The sequence below is a fragment of the Rubripirellula reticaptiva genome, from assembly GCF_007860175.1.
GTDB lineage: Bacteria > Planctomycetota > Planctomycetia > Pirellulales > Pirellulaceae > Rubripirellula > Rubripirellula reticaptiva.
On sequence record NZ_SJPX01000003.1, the window covers coordinates 1,174,123 to 1,192,914 of the forward strand.

20 protein-coding genes and 1 pseudogene are annotated in these 18,792 nt (G+C 53.0%); all 21 read right to left on the bottom strand.

The window, feature by feature from the left end; translation table 11 throughout:
• Positions 1-79: 79 nt before the first annotated feature.
• The 21 genes and pseudogenes from Poly59_RS17045 to Poly59_RS17145 all read right to left on the bottom strand — a co-directional run bounded on the left by Poly59_RS17045 (position 80) and on the right by Poly59_RS17145 (position 18,220).
• Complete coding sequence (locus Poly59_RS17045; RefSeq protein WP_146535249.1) at positions 80-583, bottom strand: hypothetical protein; 504 nt, start codon at positions 581-583, stop codon at positions 80-82.
• A gap of 80 nt (positions 584-663) precedes the next feature.
• The gene (locus Poly59_RS30695) at positions 664-1,032 is read right to left on the bottom strand and encodes a DUF2442 domain-containing protein (protein WP_222436126.1); all 369 of its coding nucleotides are present in this window, start codon (positions 1,030-1,032) and stop codon (positions 664-666) included.
• Positions 978-1,178: pseudogene (locus tag Poly59_RS30700) on the bottom strand (DUF4160 domain-containing protein); the annotation flags it as partial. The pseudogene Poly59_RS30700 and the gene Poly59_RS30695, both read right to left, overlap by 55 nt.
• A 187-nt stretch (positions 1,179-1,365) precedes the next feature.
• Complete coding sequence (locus tag Poly59_RS17060; RefSeq protein ID WP_186776330.1) at positions 1,366-2,535, bottom strand: hypothetical protein; 1,170 nt, start codon at positions 2,533-2,535, stop codon at positions 1,366-1,368.
• Between the two features lie 125 nt (positions 2,536-2,660).
• Complete coding sequence (locus tag Poly59_RS30705) at positions 2,661-3,113, bottom strand: dual specificity protein phosphatase family protein (RefSeq protein ID WP_146535251.1); 453 nt, start codon at positions 3,111-3,113, stop codon at positions 2,661-2,663.
• A gap of 157 nt (positions 3,114-3,270) precedes the next feature.
• On the bottom strand, positions 3,271-3,717 hold the full coding sequence (locus tag Poly59_RS17070) for a DUF1569 domain-containing protein (RefSeq protein WP_246151718.1): 447 nt from the start codon (positions 3,715-3,717) through the stop codon (positions 3,271-3,273).
• A 182-nt stretch (positions 3,718-3,899) separates the two neighbouring features.
• Entirely contained in the window at positions 3,900-4,373 is a 474-nt protein-coding gene (locus tag Poly59_RS17075; protein WP_186776331.1) for a protein-tyrosine phosphatase family protein, read from the bottom strand.
• Between the two features lie 161 nt (positions 4,374-4,534).
• The gene (locus Poly59_RS17080) at positions 4,535-4,954 is read right to left on the bottom strand and encodes a VOC family protein (protein ID WP_146535254.1); all 420 of its coding nucleotides are present in this window, start codon (positions 4,952-4,954) and stop codon (positions 4,535-4,537) included.
• A gap of 130 nt (positions 4,955-5,084) precedes the next feature.
• Positions 5,085-5,321, bottom strand: coding sequence for a hypothetical protein (locus Poly59_RS17085; protein ID WP_146535255.1), 237 nt, complete (start codon positions 5,319-5,321; stop codon positions 5,085-5,087).
• Positions 5,322-5,413: 92 nt separating this feature from the next.
• On the bottom strand, positions 5,414-5,980 hold the full coding sequence (locus tag Poly59_RS17090; protein WP_146535256.1) for a hypothetical protein: 567 nt from the start codon (positions 5,978-5,980) through the stop codon (positions 5,414-5,416).
• A 148-nt stretch (positions 5,981-6,128) separates the two neighbouring features.
• Entirely contained in the window at positions 6,129-6,377 is a 249-nt protein-coding gene (locus Poly59_RS17095) for a hypothetical protein (protein WP_146535257.1), read from the bottom strand.
• 694 nt (positions 6,378-7,071) lie between these two features.
• The gene (locus Poly59_RS17100; RefSeq protein WP_146535258.1) at positions 7,072-8,334 is read right to left on the bottom strand and encodes a TlpA family protein disulfide reductase; all 1,263 of its coding nucleotides are present in this window, start codon (positions 8,332-8,334) and stop codon (positions 7,072-7,074) included.
• A gap of 1,011 nt (positions 8,335-9,345) precedes the next feature.
• Entirely contained in the window at positions 9,346-10,368 is a 1,023-nt protein-coding gene (locus Poly59_RS17110) for a hypothetical protein (RefSeq protein ID WP_146535260.1), read from the bottom strand.
• Positions 10,369-10,559: 191 nt separating this feature from the next.
• A complete protein-coding gene (locus Poly59_RS17115) occupies positions 10,560-11,141 on the bottom strand; it encodes a hypothetical protein (RefSeq protein ID WP_146535261.1) in 582 nt (193 codons plus the stop codon).
• Between the two features lie 115 nt (positions 11,142-11,256).
• Complete coding sequence (locus tag Poly59_RS17120; RefSeq protein WP_146535262.1) at positions 11,257-11,658, bottom strand: hypothetical protein; 402 nt, start codon at positions 11,656-11,658, stop codon at positions 11,257-11,259.
• A 187-nt stretch (positions 11,659-11,845) separates the two neighbouring features.
• Entirely contained in the window at positions 11,846-12,265 is a 420-nt protein-coding gene (locus Poly59_RS29625) for a hypothetical protein (protein ID WP_186776332.1), read from the bottom strand.
• Between the two features lie 141 nt (positions 12,266-12,406).
• Positions 12,407-13,333 carry a leucine-rich repeat domain-containing protein gene (locus Poly59_RS17125; RefSeq protein WP_186776333.1) on the bottom strand — a complete coding sequence of 309 codons (927 nt, stop codon included), beginning with the start codon at positions 13,331-13,333 and terminating at the stop codon, positions 12,407-12,409.
• Between the two features lie 124 nt (positions 13,334-13,457).
• A complete protein-coding gene (locus Poly59_RS17130) occupies positions 13,458-13,967 on the bottom strand; it encodes a hypothetical protein (RefSeq protein ID WP_146535264.1) in 510 nt (169 codons plus the stop codon).
• Positions 13,968-14,725: 758 nt separating this feature from the next.
• Positions 14,726-15,112: a hypothetical protein gene (locus tag Poly59_RS17135; protein WP_146535265.1), complete on the bottom strand. Its 387-nt coding sequence runs from the start codon at positions 15,110-15,112 to the stop codon at positions 14,726-14,728.
• Between the two features lie 172 nt (positions 15,113-15,284).
• On the bottom strand, positions 15,285-16,010 hold the full coding sequence (locus Poly59_RS17140; protein WP_146535266.1) for a DUF2071 domain-containing protein: 726 nt from the start codon (positions 16,008-16,010) through the stop codon (positions 15,285-15,287).
• Positions 16,011-17,173: 1,163 nt separating this feature from the next.
• A complete protein-coding gene (locus tag Poly59_RS17145) occupies positions 17,174-18,220 on the bottom strand; it encodes an IS30 family transposase (RefSeq protein ID WP_146535267.1) in 1,047 nt (348 codons plus the stop codon).
• Positions 18,221-18,792: the final 572 nt, after the last annotated feature.

Genomic DNA, 18,792 nt, shown 5'->3' on the forward strand with positions numbered 1-18,792 from the left:
AGTCGGCGGCGACGGAAGATCAACCACTTCAAAACGCCCGACTTCGCCGCTCGGCTGCATCGTTTGGTTCCCCGCAACTTTAGAGTCTGACGTAGTGTTTCCAGACGATGTAAGTTTTGGCCTCGCCGCTGCCACGTGATACGATCAACGTAGTGGAAGTCGTTGAAGTATTGATGACGATCGTATGGAGGGCAAATGGGCGACCTTCGGAGTCGTCGGACACCAGGACGGATCGACCGTCTTTGAGTTTAGCTTTCGTCTTGTCGTCTGCGTTTTTGTCCGGGGCCAATTTTGTCTTGTAGAAGTCGAGTACCTTTTCGACCGAGTCGTCGGTTGTCATTGTGGCCTTGCATACAAGCGACTTCACAGTGCGATTGCCATCGCTGTTTACCGTGGCGGCATCCGACATCCCTGCACCGTTGAGCTTGGAATTGGGATAACTCCATTGTGAAATCGTACCCATCAAGGTAACCGACTCGTCAGCAGTGGCCGGTTGGCTAGCGATGGAAACGCAAGCTACGGAAAACAGGATCGCGGCAATCAATCGCATCGCGGAGTCTTTCGGCTGGAGGAACTTGGACATTCGTGTCGCGAATGTGCGGGGCCTGACGTCAGTCGGGTAACGGTAGCAATCACCGGGGGGATTGTGCGGGAGAAAGTGTCCTAACGCGCAAAAAAGTTCTGGCCGCACAAACACTTCGGTGCATTGCATGGTGATCCTCCGATTTCTTGCTCGGCGGGAACCAGGGATCGAATCGCTTCGGGCGCAAGGTCCGCACCGTTCGGCCAGCAAACAGTCTTGCAGATCGGATCGACGGTGAATTGGGCAAAGGCGTTTGGGTCAAGCAGTGGCTCGAATATCGGGCCAATCAATAATGGTCGCAGATCAACGGTGGCCGAGAATCCATCGTTGAAACGCAGGTGCAGGGAGAACGGCCCGGCGAGTTCGGCGTCAAGAATGTGAAGAATCGTCGGTATCAGTCCAGTGGGTCGATTGGTAGCAGTGGCTGTTGCGATTCGGCAAGCGCCCAGTCAGCCAGTAGTTCGTCGCGGTGGAGGCCGCACCGTTCAGCAACGAGCTTTCCAGCACGACTCGGAAGCGACCCTTCCAGTATAGCACCAGTGCAGATATCAATCACTGCTTCCAATCCACCGTAGATAGCGTGAAAGTGAGGAGGATTGTGGTCGCGATATTAGATGTAAACGGCGATGCCATAGAATTCGGATATGCGGGGCATCGCTCAGGCAGGTAGAGGAGGGAGTCAGTCGGCGAACGTCAGCCGTCACCGGGCCGGGAGTAAAAATTCCACCATTGAGAAACCGGCCGAAAGCCAGGCTCCGGTGCACGGGATGGTTCGTTGTCTTTCACAGGTCGCCAGCGCGAGACAATTGAAGTTCGTCGCAGAGTCCGTCGAGCGATGCTTCTATGTCGTCATCAGTTAAACTCTTTCTCGCTCGCTCGATTATCTTCAACGTGATCTGTTGCATGCGATCCTCAGCTGGTATTGCAGCGAACGTGTTTCGGAGTGCAATAATCAGATCTCTGGCGGAGTAGGGCTCCAACTTGCGCGTGTCGTCTATCCCAAGCAGGTCGTTTTTCCATTTCCTCGCCACGTCAGTGGAAGCCCCTCGTTCAAGCAGGGAGGCAAACGTGTCGTAATCCAGTTCCGCGATCGCAGTTATGAGTCCCGAATCAAGGTGTTCCTGCGACAGAGCCGAAGCTTTGCCCCCGCCGGGCACCGCCGAATTTGCAATCGATTCTGGACGCACGATGATAGCATCGCCCAGCGGATCGAGAGTTGGTAAGGTCATCCCACGCCGTGAAGCAAATGACCACGTGAGAGATAACTCGAGCGAAATCCACGAACCGAAATCCGGACCGTCCTCAGCTTCACTCTTGTGGAACTGCTTAACTGCAGACTTGATCGCCGTTGCAAATACAGCGTCGTCGCGCCTCGATATAGCCTCATTCGCGGTAGAAAGTAGCCGTTCGAATCTCGTGCCCTTCTTGTCGATAAAGCTGGCCAACTGATCGTGTACGGAAAGACGTTGATGCAGCAAAGACACCAGGTAGAGACAGCAATTGAGAGACGACACGTCGTGGCGAATGCATCGAGCGACGTCCTCATCGACCCAGTTGAGAAGATGTTCGCTTGCTTTCCATCGATTTGTCCAGTCAGCAAGAAGCAGGCCGTTTGTCAGCGGCCAGTCCCAGCCCTGTACCGGCCATTCTGATTTTTTGTCCAGGAAGTACCTGTCTTCCTCACACTCTCTCCACCACGACCCGGAAAAGAACGAGATTGCGTTGTCCAACCCTGAATTTAGAACCGTATTCAATTCTGCAGTGGGGCCAAAACCAAGATGGTCGAAGGCCGCTTGATTGACCGCCCATTGTATTTGGCTGGACTTTAATTCGGCCTTGTCTGGTCTTTCTTCCACACGCCGCAATAACTTCGTCCACTCTCGATCTCGACGCGCCACGGTGGCGTCTGGCGATTCGCCTATTTTGCGTTCAAGAATCTCGTGGCGTTTCATGGCAGGAATGTGAGAATCAGTCAACGGATACCAGATCGACGAACGGTAACGATGTTCGGGCGGCGGGAGTTGACTTGCAAGCAGACCAAACCGGCGACCACCGCCGCTCCGTCACAATCGCATGGTTACCCGCTGTTCCGGGGTTCATTTGGGACACACATGGTAGCGTGAATGGACGCGACAGACGAAAGGAATGCGGGAGAGACGTCATGCGGTGCGTTCAGGACGATAGCAGCAAGTGAATCGTCGAGGGAAACACTAGACATCAAGGAAATTGCAGCAGATGCCACCACAGGTGACCGGCTCATGCCGGCGGAACATGCAACGAGGGTTCGTGCGCCGCTAAGGATCAGTGATCGAACGCAGTCAATCGAGACGCGGATAAGTTGCGGACAGTTCGACCCATCGTCGTGCAGAGGAAAGCGGCAATAGATGTGGTCGCGTCCAAGTTGTGCAGGTTCTTCGTTCGCAGCCAGGTCAATAACCGCTGCAATGTCATGATCATAAAGTTGTCGCAAATCGCGAGCGTTGAATGCGTCTCCGATAAACAGCAAGTTGTGGTGCGTGGCTCGGATCAAAGTTACGTCCCAGCGGCATGTACTTCAGTCGGATAACGTTGCGGATCACCGGGCGACGGGCGAATCGCTCGCAAGCAGACGAGAAGACGAACCACCCGTCCTCCATTGCATGCGATGGTTATCCGCCGTATCGGACGAGCATGAAATTTGAGCAAGGTCAGGCGTCCGGCACGACGAAGCTTAAGTGATGGGCGGCATGCCATTGTTGCATCAAGAGCCACTGTTCACGATTAAGTCGTCCCAGCATCGGATAGTGTGTAACAAATGGAGTGGAGGGATCCATTAAGGTTTTCGCGAGCGCGTAGAACCGGTTTGCGCAGTCGTCTTCGTCGAGATCTAGGGCGGGCTGAAGTTGCTTCGGGGCTTTGCCACGAAGCTTAGATGGTTTGCCCTTCCGCATTGTAGGCATGAACATCAGCTTCATCACTGGTCGCATTAGTGCAGGAAATGTGAATCCCGCACCGTCAATCGTCATTTGCATGGACATGTTCAGATGATCGAGTATCTGGGCGAAGCTCCATGTGCCAACCAGCTCGAAGCCGCTTTCGCGCAAGCGAACAATGTCGGCACAGGCAGCGGCCAAGTCAGGGTAGCGCAAATCCATTCGTCGTTGTGCAGTTGTCGTTACGCGTTCGGGTTTCTGGAGCATGCTTGTGAAATACGCCTGCAGTTGTTGGACGTGTTTTCAGTCGGATAACGTCCGGGATCAGTTGGCGGCGGGAGTTGACATTGATCTCACCAAAAACCGCACCATCGCCGCTCCGTTGCATCTCATGAATCTGCCTTCTATGGCGATGCGATTGCGGTCGGTCGCCGATGTGGCAGGTAGTTGTCGCGGCCATGAGATACCACGGTTGCGAGTAGGTTTGAGTCTACCAGCAGCGAGTGTCCCGGTACAGCGTCAAACGCTTCGGCGCAGATGAGTTGTGCGGCTTCGTTCGCAGCATATCCGCAAGCAAGCAGATAGAGCCAAAGAACCGTTGGTGACCGATTCCAGCCCGCCATGCAATGCAGGTAGATACGACCGTCGTCAGCGATCAATGATCGATGGACCGTGTCAATCGCCTCGATGGCAATTTCCGTTGGTATCAGCGTTCGATCTTCAATGTCGATCCAAGTTACAGATCGAAAAGGACCATCCTCGGTCGTGAGTTGGCTCGATGTGTCGCTGACATTGAGTACATCGGTGACCTTTAGATCGCGGAGTTCGGCAAGACGTTCACGCGAAGCGAAACGCCCAACGTAGATGTCGTTGGTCACGCGAAACAAAATTGGTTCTCCGTTAGCAGATGAGTGAATCCTTCAATGGCAGAACGACCCGCATCACGGGGTGGCGCGAGTAGACATTGACTTCAAAACGGACTGACCACCGCCACTCCCATGCATGCGATGGTTCGCCGCGATCGATGCGGAATGCGACTTCAGTGTCCAGCAACTGGCTGACTTATTTTCCACTCGTAACCGTAGGGGTCGAGAAAAAAGAACACACGGTCTCCATAGTATTCGTCAGCAGGTTCAGCTAACACCTTCAATTTCCTTTCACGTACGAAATCATAGACACTTGCAAGATTGTCGACCTGCAAGATCATAGTGATGCCCAACCCTCGCTCGGATGCGTTGCTCTTTTCAAGTACCTCTGCGCGCTCCCTACCTGTATAGTGAGAGACGTCCAGCCGACCGAGAAATGCAACGCTATCACCATTTCGGAGGTGCGCGTGAACAATCCTCCCTGTCTGACCGGGAATGGAAAACTCGTTACGAAATCCGAGATGTTCGTAAAAACCGATTGCAGTTTCCAGGTCATCAACGGACAGAACAGGAATCACCGATGGAATCTTCATGTTGAGATATACTACAGGAAGGCTACTGAGGCGAACGCTACGCGTAACCGGGAACGCGCGGGAAAGTCTCTAACGGTCAAACCGCTCAACTCACGTTCTCCGGTTCACGCGATGGTTACCCGCATTTGTCTCAATGTTCTAACTCGTTGTCCGTCGACGCAGGTGGTCTTTTGAGGAAACTGTGCAACCGAGCATAGCAGCAATAAGATGCAAACACAAAAATCGGCATCGCCAACAACGAGATGGCGACCACCGCCACCCAGCCTATCCAGTCATTACGTTGTGTCAGCGGCAACGCTAGACCGGCACCAACGCCAAGTAGTGCGATGGCAACAAGCCAATCTTTGGGAACGATGTAGGGTTCCATTTCAGGGAAACATCAGTCGGGTTACGTTGGCCATAACCTGGCGGCGACGAGAGATTCACCATTGCAAGAAAACCTGACTTCGCCGCTTCGGTTCATGGCTTGGTTACGTCATTTCGATTGACCTTGGCCAGACGCAGGCGAACGACGGCGTCCAAGTCTTCGGCTTGCCCAAGTTGCAGTGGCACATCCCAGGCCGTTGCCATTTGAACAGTTGTAAGGGCGCTCGCCAATTGTCGATCGCCAAGCTCGATGTCGGTATACTTTTCAAATCGTCGGCCAACAACGCCTGTGGGCCGCTTACCCTCGCCTTTGTAAAATTCGCTAGCAGTCTTAATGTAGTCGTTCATCCGCTGCCGAATCGTCCGTTCGGCGTTCTGCTTCGTCCAGACGCCGGTCTTCCAGTCCGTCAGCCGAATACGATTGATTGCCTTCATCAAGGTGTCAACCTGCAGCAATTGCTGAGTCGCTTTCGCGTCCAATACGTAGGTCCCCATGACCAATGCCGATTCGGAATTGACGGCTTCAGCTTCTTCGACGCTGACTTGTCGGAACGGTCGGGCATGCTCGGAATCTGTTTCCGACGGAGCTTGTGCTTCGACTTGGGCCGGGGCCGAGAGTGCAACGGCAAGAACTACAAGCGTCGGGATTCGGATTGTCATTGAAACCTCCGGTATGAATGGTAGACGTAACGTTGGCCATAACCTGGCGGCGACGAGAGATTCACCATTGCAAGAAAACCTGACTTCGCCGCTCTGGTGCACGGCATTGTTATTCGCTCTTTGGATCCATTAGTGGTTCACGCCCGTTTCATGCTGTTTGATCATTTGCGTAGAGCCGCAGCAGACCGCACGCCTTGCAGCGAAAGGCACGGACAGGAAGCAACTGAGATCGATCGTACTTAACGCCTGGGCCAAACTTCAGATAGTCCAAGATTGTTTTGTCGTCAGGCACTCCACGATGCCATGCGGTCTGCAGTGCAGCGCCCATCGACACGTCGGGAATGAAACCCACTTCAAGTTCACCGTCGCAATCAGCGCATCTGGATGGTTGTGTCATTGTCTTTTCCGTGAAGGGGATGCAGTAAATTACAGGCGCGGCGGTTCCTCTTTGATTTATTGCCGCTATAGTCCAGGCCGAAAGACTTCTTGAACAAGGCGCAAAATTTCCGTCGGATAACGCTAGCCGTAACCGGGTCGCGTAGAGATAGTGTGCCATTGCCAAACCGCTTGACACGCGACTCCGGTTCACGGCATTGTTATTCGCCGCGCGGCTCGTCACGGACGCAACCGTCATGGTGCTACGCGTGATCGTCCGAAAAGCGTCAGGCCGAGCACTGACGAGATGAGTACTACGAGAATTGCAGAACAAACAAGGCCTACCATCGGGTTGTACGTTCTTAACCAAGCGAAGTCTAAATCTTGAGCCGTTTTCCAGTCGAACCATCCTTGCAGAATTATGACTGCGGGGATCAGTGCCAGCATGCATCGCTTCAAGCCGACAGGAAGGCCTGCGATATTTACGTCGCTTCATAACCTTGTGTCAAATGATGACAGGCGTTTTATGATTCGCATTGTTGGATTTCATTTAGGTGAGAAAATTTCGGGGCGCGACGTCGAGGCAGTTGAATCGAATAACGTATTGGCATAACCGGGTCACCGCGGTTGGTGTTCCATTTGAAAACACGTGATCGGCGACTCCGTGTTCATGCCTTGGTTATGTCGCGAGACTGACAACGGTCTCTAGTTTGAGGTCAATCTGAGGCACCGACGGAACCTGTCGTTTCTTCCTTTCGCTTTTTCATCCGCTGGAGAACGTTCTCGGCGGCCTTGATGTTGAGGGGGTGGTCCTCGCGTTGCTTGAGCGTGGTGACTAACTCTTGACCGTATTGTATCGCTCTGTCTAACGCCTGTTTTGCATCGTCCGAGTTGCCAAGTATGCGATGCGCCCCTGCCAGCGTGGAATAGTGGTTACGTCTCAGCATCAATTGTTCGTCGGTGTCCGATGATTTTCGCGGCCCCATTTCGTTTAGCAGGGCAAGCGCCCATCGCACGAAATCTTTGTCTTTGTTTTCGGGCAGCGCTTTCGTGTAGTGGAAGACCAGAGTGCTTGCGATTTCTGAGTTTTCGTGGTTGTCTGCATCGGCTGCGAGATCGAACGCCAGATTTCGTGCCACTTCATGAGAATCGGGCGTATAGGCCATTTGCGATAGTTTGAATCTTCGCAGTTCTCTAATGACATCCGGCATATCGAAATACTTTCGCATTGTCTCATCCATCTTCTCGATGGCCTCTGCGTGGCGTCCTTTGTTTATGAGAGGGATTATCGTTTCAGTCCGATACTTCTGGAATTCATCGAAGCGTAACGATCTGATGTAAGCATGTTGCTTGAGTTCGATCCGTGCGAGTTCAGTTGATGAAACCGTATCCTGCGACCCAAGGATTTGAAGCACAGGCTCTAACCGATCAGGGTGACCAATCCATGAAATATTGCCATCGTCATTCACCACCAAGACCTGTGGGATTCCGGGGAAACCAGACCGTGCCAGCCAGCTGCGACCGGTTCGACCAGTAGCGTCGTACACTACGGTCGAGGTTATCTGCCGCCCAGCGTTCTTCAAAAAGCGATCGACCTGCTCCTTTTCTTCAACGAATACGGTTACGAAAGTGAAGTCACTGTGCTTGGCCTTCAGTTTTTCGATATGAGGGATCGACTTAATGCAAGGAGCGCACTGTGTGCCGCTAAATTCCAAAACGTATTTTCGGTCATGCTGCAACGATTGGATTTCATCGCCGCGCAATGTGCCTTCCGGCGTGAACTCGGGTGCAGGTGATCCGCAGGTCAGCAACTGCCCAAATGCAAAGTTGCCATCAAGCAGCAACGTGAGCGCAACAATGATCGTTAGGGGTCTAAGCATGAATGAAACCTTTAGCGACATAACGACCGCGATGACCGGGACCGAGCGGTTGAGCAACCATTGCCCAAGATCTATTCCAGGTCTCCGTGTCCATCGCATTGTTCCACATCTTTTTGACGACTGCAATTGATTAGCCCGTGGTGAAGAGGGGCAAGCCCAGGATTAGATCAGCGACGAGGGTAACAGCAAGCGAACCCTGCAGTATTTGAAATCCTCGTGCGGCAGTCTTGCGAGACCGGAAGACGGTGTTCATCACAAGACAAATTCCTAGGTATGCAGCCGCTGGTAGGAGCGCATAGACAAGCGCGACACCCAGCAGACCGACTGCCCCGTAGTGAACCTTGATCGAGCGGAATGGCTCGCGCAACTCCGCGCCCACATGTGCGTCGTGAAAGCATGCAATTCCCCACAATGCCAGGACGTGCAAAGAATATGCGATGGCGCAAAAGATCAGGATGTCCCATCGATTCCAGAACGGACTCGAGGCATTCACGCCAAGCAGCGTGCTCGGCGGCTTGTAGGGATTCCCAGGATCTGTGTCACGTTGAGCGATCGCGATCATCTCGCATGTGGAACGTTACGGTTTACCGGGCGGCCGCGAAGGCCGTGATTTCGACAGGACGTGACCACCGCCGCTCCGGTACAACCGATGGTTGTCGGTTTTAATTGATGAGCGTTGATCGGGTTCTGGGCAGCGGAAACCCCGTCGCAACAATGTAGCGGGCGTTGATTCGTGCAGCAAGAAATCGAGCATTGGACGGGCCGGCAAGTAAACGAGCGTTGCCTTCCGGCAGGGCGTCTTGTCCGTAAACGAAGAGTCAATAAACGTTGCGGTGTCATCAACAAACGCCAACAGCGAACACAAGCTCGGCTTGCGGGCGGTCTGCGTTGCGGCAATCCTCAACGGAGGATCGAGGCGATTGATTTACCGATCAGTCAATACAAAAGCCGAACGACAAATTGTCAATCGAGCGTTGTAGCAATCGCTGGTGCAAGCGAACACTCCAAACTCCTGAGGAGTCATTCCGATAACGGTACCCGTCAGCGGGCCGGGAAGGTTGATTGTCCATTTAGAAAACGCCACAAGCCCGGCTCCGTTGCACGGGATGGTTATCCGTCATGCGCCTCCGCAAGAGTGCACTGAGATGCTCGCCGCAGTGACATCATCCCGAAAACCAGAACCACAACGATGAAGAACACGTTGTGTGAGTACTTCTGGAGAGCGGAAACATCGCCGCGGAGCGGAAAATATGAAAATGCCGTAAGGCATCGAGACAACAAGAGTCCGAATGCGAGGGCAGTCAATCGTGTTCGAGATAGCCTAGCAAAGAACGCAACTGCGGCCAAACAAGCAAGCGTGAAAATCACAACGATCGTACCTAGCCAGGACGGTGCCGCCAGATCCATGGAAATGCCACCAATAAGCCCAATAAGGAACAGCCACGTCGCCGACATCTCGAAGCGTCCTACGCTTTCAAAGTAACGTTGCGGACGCGAGTATGCGCCAGCAACAAGAAACATCGAAAGAGCAAGCGCGCAGCTAATTTCTGTTGTCGAGGCATGTGAATCTTCTATTGAAAGATGTTCGTCCAGAACGAGCAGCGCAGACACAACATAAAGAACGACAATAATTGAAACCCCAAGTCTACTTAGCCAGCGATTCCGACTGGAAGCCGGACAGAGACTCTCCACGATCAGAATCGGCGCAACATAGCTATAGATTACGTGCCCGGCAACGAATGTGGTGGCGGTGTACGCGCTGATTCCGAGTTGGGGAATTTGGGTTGGCTTCGTCATTTGGTCCCAAACTGCAATCCCAAGGTAGCTTTCGCGGAACATGGATTGGTCAATTACACCTGCTTGAACAACTCCGAAAGCTGCCGCCAGAAGAAGGGTGCCACGCATTCCCAGGTCACTTCGCGATACAAGTTCACGAATCAGTACCGCTGCAAATCCGTAGAGCGGCGCAAGGATAATCAGCCCCTGTAGCAAAACAAGCGGATCACCAGTCGAGCTGTCATACGCGGAGAGGTACTCCGCGCAGATGGGAGCGAACGTCGCTAACGTAAAAACTTGCAGAAGTCGAACGCAACGCTGCCCATTGGATGGAGTTTCTGATTTTACGGAGCACATTGGATACAGTACCGAACTTCCGTCGGATAACGGCCGCGTTCACCGGGCCGCGGCAAACGACAATAATTTCAAAAACCGCGCGACCCGCGGCTCCGTGTGCAACGCATTGTTATCCGACGGTTTGAGCTCAGGTGGCATCATCGAGAGAGCCTTGGGGCGATGTTTTGATGAAGAATGAGATGGCGAGACAACTAATCGCCTCGTTGTGAACCTGCCCTAAGCTGCCAATGAACCGATTCAGATTCTGGCAGCTTTCGTAAAAGCTCTTCGAGATAGTCATGGGCGATCAGTTTCGGCTTTCCGTACCAAAGTCCGGCTTTTCTTCCCTTGACGACTAGCGTTCGGTGTAGCAACTCGTTGCCAAGGCGATCTTCAACTAACACGTCGACCAAGGTTGGCTCAAGCCATCCGCTACCAACGAATGCGCTGGCAATCTCGAGTTCTTCCTTCGTCACTAAAGGGCGGGCAGAGTACACGCGCGAAATCCTCATCAACCGAGATGGGAAACCCGTCTCATGGAGCGGGTCGCCATCCAGGAAGAGCGTCGTGAAGTTGCGGAACCCAACATAGTAGTTAAATGGGTCAATGCTACCCTCGCAGAAGTCTTTGGCCCGGGCTTCATTGAACACGTGGAAGTCGCGGGAAATGAATGCTTGGACCAAGTCGGTTGCAGCGCCTTCGGGAGATTCGTGGGATGTCGGACGCGGGTTACCGGCCTGGACCGTAGCATGTAGCGACAACAACGCGAGCAAAGTCAGGATGTAGGATTGCATTCATCAAGTCCTGAAGTCGAGGATTTCATTCCGATAACGGTACGCATCAGCGGGCCGGGAGTGTTGATGTTCCATTTGAAAACAGCCGCAAGCCCGGCTCCGTTGCATGCGATGGCTATCCGCCATTTGTTTTGCGGTACGTTTCAAGCCAGAGCTTGAGCGCGTTCGCGGTTTCAGGCGTCGGTTTGGCGATAGCGAAGACTTCGCGGTCGTCATGAGTAACCGGGGCGGCGGCCGCAGACTGTAGTTGATCGTGGAAATCTTGAACATCAAACGAGGATGGATCATCATCCGCGAAGAATGGCGGCATCGCCTCGAAGTGTATCCAAATGGAACCGTCTGACATTTCTCGGATCACCGGTTCGGCATCGACGTCGAATCCTACTACCGCGATCTCACGAACGATTGAAGCGTTCGGGTCGAAGTCAAGACGCGTTGAGTTGTTGTCGCCGCAGCCACACAACGTCAGGAACCAGCTAAGCATTGCGAATCGTGTCAAGAAGCGAAGTTGAGTCATACGGTCAGTCGGATAACGGCCGCGATGACCGAGTCGCGGCAATGTGGTTTCCAATTCAAGACGCCTTACCCGCGACTTCGGTCAATCGCATGGTTCATCGCGTCGTTGGATGTGGTGTATCACGTCACTCAGGTGCGATTCAATCAACGTATCGTTCAAGTGTCGGGAAATCAAATCGCTGGCAGCGTTAGCGGCGCAATGTCCGACGAATCTCCAGCAGTGAAGCACGGATCATCGCAGCAGATTTGGGCGGAAATCGCAGAATCGCATCAACTGCGGCCCAGAACGGCATTTTCGACTCGTATTGTTCGTCGGCTAGAACGTCAGCCTCACTCTTGCCAGTGAAGCGTGCCATCCGCTTGCGAAACGACGATGACTGAGATCGTCTAGGTGTGTGCAATACAGAGCGACGTGGTGTAGGTCGCGACCGGTTGATATTAGACTTATTGAGCGCAAGGATTGCGTACGCAACTACCGCACCTACGATTCCGCCAGTAGCGGAAGTCAGCGCAATGGCTTCGACTTGTGCATTCGGAATGGCGGTGCCGACGAGCGCACCCAGACCCGAGCCGGCGAACATCAGCAATACGATTAGGAGTAGGTCCACGTCCGAAGCAAGACCTTAGTTCGATGAACGGCCGCGATCAGCGGGCCGGGAAAGTTTATTGTCCATTTTAAAAAAACTCCATACCCCGGCTCCGTTGCATCGCATGGTTCGCCGCTTTGTGGTCGCAGTAGTTTGCGTGGATCAGGGATACGCGACGTCACGATTCACCGCGCAACCTGGCAGTGCTGACTGAATATCGCTAGCACCCTTTGGCGTGATTGCGGTTCTCCTTAAGTGAAGAGAACGCAATTCAGGAATCATTGCAAAATACGGCACGGATCCATCACTGACAGAAATACTATCGAGCGTGAGATGTGTTAGTGAGGCGAGCTTTCCCAGATGTCCAATCCCTTGGTCCGTCACTTGAAGTCGTCCGAGGTAAAGACCTTCAAGCTTGCCTAGCCTGCGAAGGTGTTGGAGTCCAGAATCTGAAACGAGGGGACTTGAAATTGACAACCGCTGTAACTCAAAAAACCCGGAAAGAAATTTTAGATCACGATCGTCAATAGGGATATCCACAAGGTCGAGCATGCGTAGTCGATTCATGCCAGCGAGGCTGCGCAAACCATTGCCCGTGATCGCGGTCGAACTGATATCCAGTTTCTCTATCTCGTCAAGACCTTGGAGATGCTTTAGCCCTGCATCGGTAACTGAGGTTCCAGCAATGTCCAACTGCTTGAGTTCGGGGAAAGGTGCGAGCAGTCCAAGGTCTGAGTCTACGAGCTCTCGTGGCGCAAATCCCATATCAGAAAGCCCAACTGGATCGTAAAAATATACGCTCACAAGCCCACCGGAAGAATCGAGATCAACCAGTGCTTTCAAGTCACGAATTGCAAGCAGACTCGTCTCGCGGGATAGCACGGTAGGGGGACGATTCTTAGCTGGATTCGCCAGATCAGTTGTAGGTGCCAGATCAGCTGTGGGCGCCAGATCAGCTGTGGGCGCCAGAACGGGTGGAGGTGCGAGATCGACGGTTTCCAACACTCGCATCCAAATGATCGCACCAAGCACAACGGCAGACAAAGCGATCAAGGAAGCAACGAAAATCGAAGTCGACTTATCTTTCATGCGTCGCTCCATTTGGTTTTCGTAAAACGATCCCGGCGAACGGCCGCCATCACGGGGATCGCCCCCAAGACGATCCACCGGCGAACGCGCCATGGCGATCTCCCGTGCATTTCATGGTTCGCCGCTATTTGGTTTCGAGGGTGACGGGGGAAGGTCGGTCGTCAGCAGTTACGATGACGCGACCCACGCGATGGAACGGTATCAGTATCGTTTGGTTTGGTTCTTCCAGCGGAGTAATCGCAATATAATCGTCGCCGGAAGACACCACGGTGTTCAGCTTGATGCGTTTGTCGAAAGGAGAGTAAGGAGGAACTGAGTTGCGATTACGCTTCGTCGTAATCGCATTCAATTCTTCCGTGCTAGCACGGCGTTCTCTAGCTTCTTTCCGTTCGCGAACATAGCCCGCCATGCGTTCATTGAATGCTGCGCGCTCGCGACGAAATTCGTCGAGCGATGCGAGGTGTTCTTCGTACTGCTTGGGCGTGTAGACGTAGACCGTGAATGCGGCCAGAGCATCGTCAATGGATAAACCGATGTGCTTGGATTTGCGAAGTTGAGATGCAAAGGTGTCCGCGCCGAATCCCGATGTTGAGAACAGCGTTAGTGTTAATAGTGTGATTGCGAATCGGTTCATGGCATTGCCCCAGAATAAAAGGAATCAGTCGGCGAACGTTTGGGTTTTGCGGGCCGGAACGGTTGATTTTCCATTGCCAAACGCTCGCAGGGCCGGCTCCGTAACAACCCTTGGTTCTTCGCAGTCTCAGAGAATCGGCATACCGCCAGGAGCGAAATGTTTCGGCGCGTATCGTGTCGGCGTTCCGCCAAGGACACCGTCTCCGGAAAGCCGGATTATACCATCACCGTTGGGATGCAGGGATTCGGTATTGGGCGGAATTCTGGTAGTGGCGGTCACCGATCCACAGGAAAGGCACCTCGGATGAGCGGTTCGGTTTTGGAGCCATTCGAGTGCGGCGTTCAATCGTGCAGTGGTTGGTGTTTCAAGTTGACGGCCTGACCATTCGGACAAGAGAACGTTCGACGTATTCGAGCGAATCTCTGATTCAGTCCATATCCGTTCCATCTCGACAAATGAGTTACATCGCGAACACCATGCGTAGTCAACAGACATCCGAATCTCGTGTTCATAAGTCAGTCGGTACCGGTAGTCGATGCAAACGTCGAAACGTGCGAGTACGTGGCCGTTTGAAGGACGAGTTACCTGCAACATCACCATCGATGGATTTCAGTCGGAGAACGTTACGGCATCACCGTGCGGGGAGAGTAAAGCTGTCCATTTCAAATTCGGCTGCAAGCCCCGCTCCGTGTGAATGCCATGGTTATCCGTTCGTTCGATTTAACCCGTTTAGCATTTAAGTCTATGCAGCGGGGAATCTACTTGTCGATCATTCTTACGAGCGATCCCCAGTCATCCCTATAGTTAGCGAGCGAAATACGACCGTGTTCACCGAGAATGTCAAATGCTGCCTGCGGATAGGCCTTAGTGCAAAAATCAAAGAGCACGTGCCGCGTCCGAATGAAGCCCCATTCCTCTGGCAAATCAAATAAAATGGACAGAGGCCCTAGCAAACCGTAATAAAATCCGATCAATGCTGGCAACGCGATGACGCCGAGAATTCGACGATGCTCTCGGAACCGCTCTAACAAAAGGGCGATTCCAATCGTAGGTAGTGGAAAAAGCAACACAATCGACAACGTAATTGTCGGTACGATTGGGAAAAGTGCCAAAACGCACGCGATGAGCAGGGCGAGCTTAAGCAACGATCGCGTTGTAAACTTCATTTGGCAATCATGTTCGGATAACGGCAGTGATCACCGAGCCGGGACGGTTGATCTTCCATTTTCTAAACCACGCGTAAGTCCGGCTTCGCGTGCATTACATTGTTATTCCGCGTATTTCGCAATCGGAGGGCACTGTGCGAGCCTCTCCAGGTCATGGGCAACAAACCTTATCTACGACTTCCCAATCGTGATTAATGTTTTTCATAAGAAGTGAGTGGTCGATCTGTGCGCTTCCAATCGGGAAAATTGAATCATTCGAAAAGAGACTAGAGGACGCCTTGATCACATTCAGTGGCGATACTTTCCAGTTCGTGGTGTTTAACTTGACTCCTTGGTGAGTTCCTTTTTTACCGTCGCTGCTGGGCGAATAGCCAACATTGTCTTTCTCAAAAAAATCAGACGCTTCTTCGATCGTTGAAAACACTGAGTCGGCTGGAAACTTTGCGTTTACTTCGTCAACCAAAACGTCAACTGAGTCATCGTTAGTCGTAAATGAAACGTGGTAGCTGTTCTCCGTCTCATCGACGGTAAACTTTGAAAAAGTTAGATTGCCAGGGAAGACTTTCCCGCCGCCGAAGGCATGTAGCTTAGAGTTCGTGAACCGTTGTTTCACGTAGATACCAGTGTGGCGGGTTCCATCCACCGTCCACTCGACACAAAAGCGATGCGTTCCGTTTTCGGATGACGTTCCAAAGAGCCTGGGAAGCCATGCAGGTCTCATGTCCGTAAACCGAATGAGGCAAATGCCTCCGAGCGCGTGGCCGCCAAATAATCTTGGTAAAAAAGGCGGTGGCAGAATTTTGCTTACACACTCCGGATCGAGGCGATAAATTACCAGAACTCTGCGGTCGATAACGCCTTTCATGATTTTGAGCATGCATCTGACTCCGATTTGCGTTTTACGGGATAGTTGGTGCGCGGGGAATGCGAACTAGCATTTTTCTTCGCACGCTCTTGTTTAATTGAGGTACTGGAGCGGAACGTCCGCCATCACCGGGTGGCGGGAAACATGGTAATTTCAGGAAAACGTGACCACCGCCACTCCGGTGCATGGCATGGTTCGCCGCAGTCTCGAGCAGAGGCGAAGACCGGTGTCATCAAGAGTCAGCATGCGAGAAGCATAATCAGGATCCAGGGAGCCACGAAGAAAGCAACGCCTGACCCAACGAAAAATATTATACCGGGACGAACGCGCCGAGATTGCCAATGCCAGGCGGAGAAGAGCAATCCGATCCCGCAGGCAAAGACCAGCATTATCACGGCAACAACGTAGGGCGGCAGACGACCGGCGTCCGGTGAGATGAAACGTGTGTTTTGGTATCCACTGAAAGCGGAAATGGAAAGCAAAGCGAGACCTAGGATGCTGGAAAGCCAGAACATGAAAACGCAAGCTACTGAACGACGCGGAGAATCAGATTTGCTCGCGTTTGGCGGTGAGTAGGGGTTTTCAGTCATTTAGGTGGGCATTGGATGTGCTTGTCGGCGAACGGTGGCCATCACCGGGTGGCGGCGGTTGACGTGATTTCAAAAAAACGTAACCACCGCCACTCCGGTGCATGGCATGGTTATCGGCATTTATCGACGGGCGTTGATCGAGTGCCGGGCAGTGGCAACCACGTCGCCACAGCTTAACGGGCATTGGTTCACGCGGCAAGCAATCGGGCGTTGACCGGGTCGGCAAGTAAACGGGCATTATCGTCCGACGGTGCTTGTTGACGGTGAACGAAGGATCGAAAACGCTGTCGTTGGATCAGCAAACGAAGACAGCGAACACGTTCAAGAATTGCGAGCGGCTTGGAGGGAGGAAAGCGCAAGCGGAGGATCAATACGTTTGAATCGCAGATTCGCTAACGCAAATGCCGAACGACAACTTTCCAATCGGGCGTTGCAGTAATCGTTTGTGCAAGCAAATAAGCGGAACATCTGCGGAGTCAGTCCGATAACGCTGGTGATCAGCGGGTCGGGAGGTTCGACGTGATCTTTGCGAAAACCGTGCAAGCCCGACTCCGTTGAATCACTTGGTTATCGGCTTTTGTGAATTCAAATCCGAAACGCAACATTTGGACGGCGCTCGAAGGTATTCGCTGGTGTTCGGAATTGGAGTCTTAGGCGAGGTCGGTTATTCAATGCGGTGATCGCCTTCTGGACGGCTTGATAACTAATATAGCCGTAGTGAAGATGCTTGGGGAAGTATTGTCGAATCAGGCCGTTGGTGTTTTCGTTCGTGCCGCGCTGGCCACTGTTGTACGGATCGCAGAAGTAGATCCGCACACCCAACGCTTTGGCGATCTTCCTGGTGTAGGTGAATTCGACTCCATTGTCGAATGTCATCGAGAGTACCTTCTTTGGGTCAATGCCCTCAAACATCTTGATGATTCCTTCAGCGACACGACCTGCCGTCTTGTCCGATACGCGTCGAATCAGCGTGTACCCGCTACGACGATCCACGGCTGTGATCAGATAGCCGCTGGTCTTCGCGCAAGTCATCAGATCAACCTCCCAGTCGCCCAGACGACCTCGCCGATTGATGATCGCCAACCGCTCGTGAATTGACAGCCCATGCTTGTGCTTGTTCGCCACGAAACCAGGCGGTGCATTGCGATTCCGACGTCCACGACGCCGCATTGCCAAGCGATGAGGATGATCCTTGTCGAGATCACCGAGGTAGTTGTAGATCGTCTGGTGACTGACAGATGACTGGCAGACGCTTTTCTTCAGGTGACCGGCAATCTGCGCAGGCGACCAGTTCATCGCTAGCTTGGAATGAACATGTTCCATCAACGCGACGTCGTTCCGCTTCGGCCGAGGCGCGGAATCCAGGCGGCGGCGTTTCACTGTTCTTTGGGCGCATCCGGCATCATAACTTCGATGGCACGAACTGTTTCGCTTGATCTCCCGCCCGATCGTTGACCGGTGCCGATCAAGCTTCCTAGCAATCGCAGCTGGCGAATGACCGCGGCCAAGAAGAAATTGAATGTTAGCGCGGTCTACGTAGTTAAGATGTCTCATGGCGGGTCGCTCGTTCGCTGGTGCTTGGGGGTTGAATACCAAGCAGTTTGCTTCGAGCGGCTCGCCTTTCAATCGCATCCGAAAATACGATTTTCTAAAAAAGTCAAATGTTGCGTTTCGGATTTGAATTCACACTGTATGGACGGGCGTTGATCGATCGTTGGGCAGTGGTAACCACGCCGCAACAGTTTAGCGGGCGTCGATTCGTGCGGCAAGCAATTGGGCATTGATCGCGTCGGCAAGCAAAACGGTGTCGTCGTCCGGCAGCGCGTGTTGTCCGCAAACGAAGAATCAAAAACGTTACGGTGCCATCAACAAACGCCAACAGCAAACACCGGTTCGGCTTGGGAACGCTCTACGTTGTGGCAATCGTCAACGGAGGATCAAAGCGTTTGAATCGTCAAAACGCTAAAGCAAACACCGAACGACAAACTCGCAATCCAGCGTTGCAGTAATCGCTAACGCAAGCGAACACTCCAAACACCTGAGCAGTCAGTCCGATAACGTTACGGTTTACAGGGCGGCGGCGAGTGCCGTGATTTCAAAACAGCGGTACCACCGCCGCTCCGGTACAACCGATGGTTATCCGTTTTATCGACGGGCATTGATCGAGTGTTGGGCAGTGGATTTCAAGTCGCCAAAGTCGAACC

Coding starts and splice junctions, on each gene's coding strand:
- Poly59_RS17045 (WP_146535249.1), bottom strand. CDS start 583: ATGTCCAAGTTCCTCCAGCCGAAAGACTCCGCGATGCGATTGATTGCC.
- Poly59_RS17060 (WP_186776330.1), bottom strand. CDS start 2,535: ATGAAACGCCACGAGATTCTTGAACGCAAAATAGGCGAATCGCCAGAC.
- Poly59_RS17070 (WP_246151718.1), bottom strand. CDS start 3,717: ATGGATTTGCGCTACCCTGACTTGGCCGCTGCCTGTGCCGACATTGTT.
- Poly59_RS17080 (WP_146535254.1), bottom strand. CDS start 4,954: ATGAAGATTCCATCGGTGATTCCTGTTCTGTCCGTTGATGACCTGGAA.
- Poly59_RS17085 (WP_146535255.1), bottom strand. CDS start 5,321: ATGGAACCCTACATCGTTCCCAAAGATTGGCTTGTTGCCATCGCACTA.
- Poly59_RS17090 (WP_146535256.1), bottom strand. CDS start 5,980: ATGACAATCCGAATCCCGACGCTTGTAGTTCTTGCCGTTGCACTCTCG.
- Poly59_RS17095 (WP_146535257.1), bottom strand. CDS start 6,377: ATGACACAACCATCCAGATGCGCTGATTGCGACGGTGAACTTGAAGTG.
- Poly59_RS17100 (WP_146535258.1), bottom strand. CDS start 8,334: ATGCGATGGACACGGAGACCTGGAATAGATCTTGGGCAATGGTTGCTC.
- Poly59_RS17110 (WP_146535260.1), bottom strand. CDS start 10,368: ATGTGCTCCGTAAAATCAGAAACTCCATCCAATGGGCAGCGTTGCGTT.
- Poly59_RS17115 (WP_146535261.1), bottom strand. CDS start 11,141: ATGCAATCCTACATCCTGACTTTGCTCGCGTTGTTGTCGCTACATGCT.
- Poly59_RS17120 (WP_146535262.1), bottom strand. CDS start 11,658: ATGACTCAACTTCGCTTCTTGACACGATTCGCAATGCTTAGCTGGTTC.
- Poly59_RS17125 (WP_186776333.1), bottom strand. CDS start 13,333: ATGAAAGATAAGTCGACTTCGATTTTCGTTGCTTCCTTGATCGCTTTG.
- Poly59_RS17130 (WP_146535264.1), bottom strand. CDS start 13,967: ATGAACCGATTCGCAATCACACTATTAACACTAACGCTGTTCTCAACA.
- Poly59_RS17140 (WP_146535266.1), bottom strand. CDS start 16,010: ATGCTCAAAATCATGAAAGGCGTTATCGACCGCAGAGTTCTGGTAATT.
- Poly59_RS17145 (WP_146535267.1), bottom strand. CDS start 18,220: ATGCGATTGAAAGGCGAGCCGCTCGAAGCAAACTGCTTGGTATTCAAC.